A 6,303-nucleotide genomic window follows, 5' to 3' on the forward strand; every position below is an offset into this window, starting at 1 on the left:
TCAAGCCATGGCTTGCTAGCCTGCGCGGCGCAGAGCACACACCGTCAACGGGGGAGGACCGCATGAGCGTCGAAGAGGTTGAGAACACCGCGAGAGAAGCCACCGAAGCGGAAGTGGGGACGCTGGCCGCGAAGCGCTACGCGGTCCACCCGGACTACCGGGTGAACGTCCGCAGCGGACCCGGCACCCACTACTCGCTCGTCAAGGTGCTCCCGTACGGCGCGAGCGTGCCGATCAACTGCCAGCAGGAGGGGGAGCGGATCACGGGCCCGTACGGCACGACGAAGCTCTGGGACAACATCGCCAACGGGCAGTTCATCTCGGACGCGTACGTCTACACGGGAAGCAGCGGCTACGTCGCCCCGCACTGCGCCTGAGCGACGAGCCTGAACGCCGCACTGGGCGCCGCGCCTGAGCGACAAGCCCGAACGCCGGTCCTGAGCACCGGCCCTGGGCGCTGCGCCCTGAGCACCGGTCCTGAGTGCCGCGCCCAGGTGCCGCGCCCGGGTGCGGCACCTCAGGGCCGGTCCCGCCCGCGCGCCGGGGATAATCGCCCCGTGAGCGAGCACCCCGAGCACTCCCCGCACTCCCCGCACGCCGAGCGCCCCGAGGGCGCCCCTGCGGCCACGTCCACCACTGCGGCCACGTCCACCGCCGCGGCCACCGCCTCCGACAGGAAGGCGGGCGGCGAACGTGGCCGCGGAGGCGGCGGTGGCCCGGAGCCCGAGGCGATCCCGTTCTTCGGTACGACCTGGCTCGCCCGCGACGGCGGCTACGCGGCCCGCCGCGCCGCGGTCGCCGCCGGCTCCCTCACCACCGCCGTCGCCGCCTGCTTCGTACTCCGCTTCGCCTACGAGGGCCTGGAGATCGCGAAGGTGGGCTCCTTCGTCGGTCTGCTCCTCGTCGTGATGTTCTCGGTGTGCAGCGCCATCGCCTTCCGCAGGACCTGGGACGGCTTCACCCGCCGCCCGGCCGACCCCGCCCGCGAGGAGTCGCTGCGCAGCGTCAAGGCGATCGGCTTCATGGGCGCCCTGATCGCCTACTTCCTGCGCTCCCTGGCCGAAGCCCCGGGCGAGGGGCTGCGCCGCAAGGAGTACGAAACGGCCCTGGCCCAGTACGAACGCCGCCGCACCGCCCGCGCGGGCAACCCCGCCGCCCGAGCCGCCAAGTCCAGGACCAAGAAGCCCAAGCGGCCCTAGCCCTTCCTCCACGGCGGGCGCCACGATGGCCACATGACTCCCGCCCCGGCTCCCCGCCCGACCCCTCATCCCACTGCGCGCGCCACCCCTCGCCCCACCCCTGGCCCCACCACGCGCGCCCTCTCCTTCGACGCCGTCGCCGACCAGTACGACGAGGCGCGCCCCGGCTACCCGCCGGCCCTCTTCGACGCGATCGAGGAACTGGCCGGCCGCCCGCTCCGGGGCGCCCGCGTCATCGACGTGGGCGCGGGGACGGGGATCGCCACCCGCCTGCTGCGCGCACGCGGCGCCCGGGTCACCGCCGTCGAGCCGGGCCCCGGCATGGCGGAGCGGCTGCACCGTACCCAGCCCGCTGTCCCCCTCCTCCGCGGCCTCGGCGACGCCCTGCCCCTCGCCGACGGCTGCGCCGACCTGATCACGTACGCCCAGGCTTGGCACTGGACCGATCCGGCCCGCTCCCTGCCCGAGGCCCTGCGAGTGCTCAGGCCCGGTGGCGCGCTCGCCCTGTGGTGGAACATCGCCGACGCCGACGTCCCCTGGATCGCCGCCCAGGACCTGCGGATCCGCCGCTGGGCCGACGACAGCGCCCACGGCGCGCACAGCGTCTCCGGCCGGGGCGGGGAACTGCCCGCGGAGCTGCGCCCGGCCGAGCGGCGGGTGCGGTGGACCCGCCGTGTCCCGCTCGACACCCACCTCGCCCACCTCGGCAGCCACTCCGTCTTCCGGATGCGCGGGGAAGAGGCCACGGCCGCCTTCCTCGCGGCCGAGCGCGCGGAACTGCTCGGGCTCTTCCCCGACGGGACCGTCGAGGAGGCGTACGTCGTGGAGCTGACGCTCACGCGCCGCGCCTGACCGCCCGGCGCCGGTCGCCCGGAACCTGAGCCGCCCGCCGCCCGCCCGAACGACCTGAGCCGCCCGCCCGCCCGAACGCTTGACGAGCCCGTCGGCCGGGCCCATTATTCATCACATGATGAATTTGCCCGAAGGTGCTGCCGCCGTGCACGCCCGCGGCCTCACCGTCCACCGAGGCGACCGCGCCGTCCTGCGCGGGCTCGACTTCTCCGTACCGCCCGGCAGGATCACCGGACTCCTCGGCCCCTCCGGCTGCGGCAAGTCCACCCTGATGCGCGCAGTCGTCGGCACCCAGGCCCAGGTCACCGGCGTCCTCGACGTCCTCGGCCACCCCGCGGGCGACGCCGCGCTGCGCGCCCGCATCGGATACGTCACCCAGGCGCCCTCCGTCTACGACGACCTCACGGTCCGCCAGAACCTCGACTACTTCGCCGCCGTCCTCGACCCGGGCCGCACCCGCCGTACCGCACGCGAGGAAGCCGTCGACCGCGCGATCACCGACGTCGACCTCGCCTCCCACGCCGACTCCCTGGCCGGACGCCTCTCCGGCGGCCAGCGCAGCCGGGTCTCCCTCGCCGTCGCCCTGTTCGGCACACCGGAACTCCTCGTCCTCGACGAGCCGACCGTCGGCCTCGACCCCGTACTCCGCCGCGACCTGTGGACCCTCTTCCACCGCATCGCCGCCGACCGCGCCGCGACGATCCTCGTCTCCTCCCACGTCATGGACGAGGCCGAACGCTGCCACCGGCTCCTCCTCATGCGCGACGGCGAGGTCCTCGCCGAGGACACCCCCGAAGCCCTGCGCACCCGTACGCACACCGAGACCGTCGAAGCGGCCTTCCTCCACCTGGTCGACGAGGCCGACACACTCCAGGGAAGCCCCCGATGACCCCCACCGACGCGACCGCCGTCACCCCGCCTGTCACCCCGCCCGCCACCACGGCCGCCGCCGCCCGCACCCTGGCCACCGCCGCCCGCGTACTGCGCCAGCTCCGCCACGACCCGCGCTCGATCGCGCTGATGATCCTCGTCCCGTGCGCGATGCTCGTCCTGCTCCGCTACGTCTTCGACGGCAGCCCCCGCACCTTCGACTCCATCGGCGCCTCGCTGCTCGGCATCTTCCCGCTGATCACGATGTTCCTGGTGACCTCCATCGCCACCCTCCGCGAACGCACCTCGGGAACCCTGGAACGCCTCCTCGCGATGCCCCTGGGCAAAGGCGACCTGATCGCCGGCTACGCCCTCGCCTTCGGACTCGTCGCCGTCGTCCAGTCCACGCTGGCCACCGGCCTCGCGGTGGGGGCCCTCGGCCTGGACGTCGTCGGCTCGGCCTGGCTGCTCCTCCTCGTCGCGCTCCTCGACGCCCTGCTCGGCACGGCACTCGGCCTCTTCGTCTCGGCGTTCGCGTCCTCCGAGTTCCAGGCCGTGCAGTTCATGCCCGCGGTGATCTTCCCGCAGCTCCTCCTCTGCGGACTGTTCGCGCCCCGGACCGCCATGCACCCCGTCCTGGAGGCCGTCTCCGACGTCCTGCCCATGTCGTACGCCGTCGACGGCATGAACCAGGTCCTGCGCCACCCCGACATCACGGGCGACTTCGTCCGCGACGCGGCGATCGTCGCGGGCTGCGCCTTTCTCGTCCTCGCCCTGGGCGCCGCCACCCTCCGCCGCCGTACGACCTGACGCCGAGGGGACGACGGCGGGACGACGGCGGGACGACGCGGGGGCGACCGCTCCTCGGACACCTCACGCACCCGGCCCGCCTCCGATGCGACGATGGAAGCAACGTCCGTCCCCTACGGCGAGGTGACCAGCAATGCCCCAGACCGTCGCAGTCCTCGGCACAGGAAAGATCGGCGAGGCCCTGCTCAGCGGCATGATCCGGGCCGGCTGGCGGGCAACGGATCTGCTGGTCACCACACGCCGCCCGGAACGCGCCGAGAAGCTGCGCGACCGGTACGGCGTCGAGCCCGTCACCAACGCCGACGCCGCCAAGCGCGCCGACATCCTCATCCTGGCGGTCAAGCCCCAGGACATGGGCACCCTCCTCGACGAACTCACCCCCCACCTCACCGCCGACCGCCTGATCATCAGCGCCGCCGCCGGTATCCCCACGGCCTTCATCGAGGAACGCCTCGCCCCGGGCACCCCCGTCGTACGCGTCATGCCCAACACGCCCGTCCTGGTGGACGAGGGCATGTCCGTCATCTCGGGCGGCAGCCACGCCCTCCCCGCGCACCTCACCCACGCCGAGGAGATCTTCGGCGGCGTCGGCAAGACCCTGCGCGTCCCCGAGTCCCAGCAGGACGCCTGCACCGCGCTCTCGGGCTCGGGCCCGGCGTACTTCTACTACCTGGTCGAGGCCATGACCGACGCGGGCATCCTCCTCGGCCTGCCCCGCTCCCAGGCCCACGACCTGATCGTCCAGGCCGCCATCGGCGCCGCCGTCATGCTGCGGGACAGCGGCGAGCACCCCGTGAAGCTCCGCGAGGCCGTGACCTCCCCGGCCGGGACCACCATCAGCGCCATCCGGGAGCTGGAGAACCACGGGGTACGGGCGGCCCTCATCGCGGCACTGGAAGCGGCCCGCGACCGCAGCCGCGCCCTGGCCTCGGGCAACGGCTGAGGTCACGGGCGGCGCACGGGGCTCAACCGGCGGGCAGCAACCCGGCCGCCCGGTACGCGGCGTCGACCACGGGCCGGGCCATCCCTCTGGCCCGCTCGGCCCCGTCCTTCAGTACGGCGTCCACCTGACCGGGGTCCGCGGCCAGCACCGCGTGCCGCTCCCGCACCGGCCGCAGCGCCTCGATCACGGCCTCGGCGGTGGCCCGCTTCAACTCCCCGTACGAGGTGTACGCCTCGGCCAGCGCGGCCGGCTCCTGCGCCGTACACCCGGCCAGGATCTCCAGCAGATTGGCCACGCCCGGTTTCGTCTCCGGGTCGTACGCGACCTCCTGCCCGCTGTCCGTCACCGCGCGCATGATCTTCTTCCGCACCACATCGGCGTCGTCCAGCAGATAGACGATCCCGGCGGTCGCGTCATGGGACTTCCCCATCTTCGACGCCGGGTCCTGAAGATCCATGACCCGCGTGGCCACGGGCGGCTGGGTGGCCTTCGGTACGGAGAAGGTGTGCCCGTACCGCTGGTTGAACCGCACGGCGAGATCCCGGGTCAGCTCCACATGCTGGGTCTGGTCCTCACCGACCGGAACCTCGTCCGTGCGATAGGCCAGGATGTCCGCCGCCATCAGCACCGGATACGACAGCAGGGAGAACCGCACACTCTCCCCGGACGCCAGGGCCCGCACGCTCTTCCCCTTGTACTGGATCATGCGCCGCAGCTCCCCGTCGGTGGCCGTGCACTCCAGCAGATACGAGAGCCGCGTGTGCTCGTCCACATGGCTCTGGACGAATACGGTGCAGAGCGCGGGGTCGAGTCCGGCCGCGAGCAGCAGCGTCGCGGCCTGCCGACTGAGCCGGCGGACCCGGGCCGGATCGTGCTCGACGGTCAGCGCGTGCAGATCCACGACGCTGAAGAGCCCGTCGGCCCGGTGCTGATCGACCTCGACCCACCGGCGTACGGCCCCGAGGTAGTTGCCCAGCGTCAGATGTCCGGTCGGCTTGACCCCGCTGAAGATCCGCGTCATCTCTCATCACCCTCTCGGTCGGAGCCGCCGCCACCTGCGGCCCGCCCCGAGCTGGGGAAACGCGAACGGCCGCCGAAGCGGCGGCCGTTGATCGCATACGTGTGAGGCGGCCGCCGTCAGGCGGCCCACCACTGAAGGATGCACGCATGCGCTGTCATGCCACCAAGCCTAGCGGCCGAGCAGCGCCCGGACCCCTCAAGTTGACACGCCCCACACGGAACCGTAATGTTCTCCGAGCTGTCCGACGTGAGCACCGGTCGAGTGCCGGTCCCCGGACAGTCATTCCGCAGGACCTACGAGAAGCAGGCGACTTCGTGTCGCATTGTTTTGCGTGCGCCTATGCGAAATGAGGAATCGACGTTCGAACCCGGACGCCGGCACCGAAGCCTCGATTAGCGTCGGAGCCCAGGATTCCGCTAAAGTCTCACTCGTCGGAACGGCCGAAGGGCCGGGAGGACAAGCCCCGCTGACTGGGAATCAGGCCCGAAAGGATCTGATAGAGTCGGAACCGCCGGAAAGGGAAAGCGCGAAAGCGAAGAACTGGAAAGCGAACCCCGCTCCGACGGGGAATCGGACACGAAAGAGTCTGATAGAGTCGGAAACGCAGG

Annotated in this window: 7 protein-coding genes; 6 read left to right on the plus strand and 1 reads right to left on the minus strand. The window is 72.2% G+C overall.

Annotation, left to right across the window (positions count from 1 at the left end; all coding sequences use genetic code 11):
• Nucleotides 1-62: 62 nt before the first annotated feature.
• The 6 genes from ACIO3P_RS15020 to proC all read left to right on the plus strand — a co-directional run bounded on the left by ACIO3P_RS15020 (nucleotide 63) and on the right by proC (nucleotide 4,674).
• Nucleotides 63-377 (plus strand): peptidase, encoded by a 315-nt coding sequence (locus ACIO3P_RS15020; protein ID WP_329822159.1) that lies wholly within the window; start codon nucleotides 63-65, stop codon nucleotides 375-377.
• A gap of 354 nt (nucleotides 378-731) precedes the next feature.
• Entirely contained in the window at nucleotides 732-1,199 is a 468-nt protein-coding gene (locus ACIO3P_RS15025; protein ID WP_401849560.1) for a hypothetical protein, read from the plus strand.
• Nucleotides 1,200-1,232: 33 nt separating this feature from the next.
• Nucleotides 1,233-2,051, plus strand: a complete 819-nt coding sequence (locus tag ACIO3P_RS15030; protein ID WP_401849513.1) for a class I SAM-dependent methyltransferase — start codon at nucleotides 1,233-1,235, stop codon at nucleotides 2,049-2,051.
• Nucleotides 2,052-2,166: 115 nt separating this feature from the next.
• Nucleotides 2,167-2,940: an ABC transporter ATP-binding protein gene (locus tag ACIO3P_RS15035; protein ID WP_401849514.1), complete on the plus strand. Its 774-nt coding sequence runs from the start codon at nucleotides 2,167-2,169 to the stop codon at nucleotides 2,938-2,940.
• Nucleotides 2,937-3,731, plus strand: a complete 795-nt coding sequence (locus ACIO3P_RS15040; RefSeq protein WP_401792002.1) for an ABC transporter permease — start codon at nucleotides 2,937-2,939, stop codon at nucleotides 3,729-3,731. The genes ACIO3P_RS15035 and ACIO3P_RS15040 overlap by 4 nt, the downstream gene beginning before the upstream one ends.
• Before the next feature lie 133 nt (nucleotides 3,732-3,864).
• A complete protein-coding gene (proC, locus tag ACIO3P_RS15045) occupies nucleotides 3,865-4,674 on the plus strand; it encodes a pyrroline-5-carboxylate reductase (RefSeq protein ID WP_329822155.1) in 810 nt (269 codons plus the stop codon).
• 22 nt (nucleotides 4,675-4,696) lie between these two features.
• On the opposite strand, the gene trpS is transcribed toward proC, so the two are convergent.
• The gene (gene trpS / locus ACIO3P_RS15050) at nucleotides 4,697-5,695 is read right to left on the minus strand and encodes a tryptophan--tRNA ligase (RefSeq protein ID WP_401849515.1); all 999 of its coding nucleotides are present in this window, start codon (nucleotides 5,693-5,695) and stop codon (nucleotides 4,697-4,699) included.
• Between the last annotated feature and the right edge of the window lie 608 nt (nucleotides 5,696-6,303).

This window comes from Streptomyces sp. NPDC087310, assembly GCF_044744405.1.
Taxonomy (GTDB): Bacteria; Actinomycetota; Actinomycetes; order Streptomycetales; family Streptomycetaceae; genus Streptomyces.

Coding starts and splice junctions, on each gene's coding strand:
- ACIO3P_RS15040 (WP_401792002.1), top strand. CDS start 2,937: ATGACCCCCACCGACGCGACCGCCGTCACCCCGCCTGTCACCCCGCCC.
- ACIO3P_RS15020 (WP_329822159.1), top strand. CDS start 63: ATGAGCGTCGAAGAGGTTGAGAACACCGCGAGAGAAGCCACCGAAGCG.
- ACIO3P_RS15030 (WP_401849513.1), top strand. CDS start 1,233: ATGACTCCCGCCCCGGCTCCCCGCCCGACCCCTCATCCCACTGCGCGC.
- trpS (WP_401849515.1), bottom strand. CDS start 5,695: ATGACGCGGATCTTCAGCGGGGTCAAGCCGACCGGACATCTGACGCTG.
- ACIO3P_RS15035 (WP_401849514.1), top strand. CDS start 2,167: ATGATGAATTTGCCCGAAGGTGCTGCCGCCGTGCACGCCCGCGGCCTC.
- proC (WP_329822155.1), top strand. CDS start 3,865: ATGCCCCAGACCGTCGCAGTCCTCGGCACAGGAAAGATCGGCGAGGCC.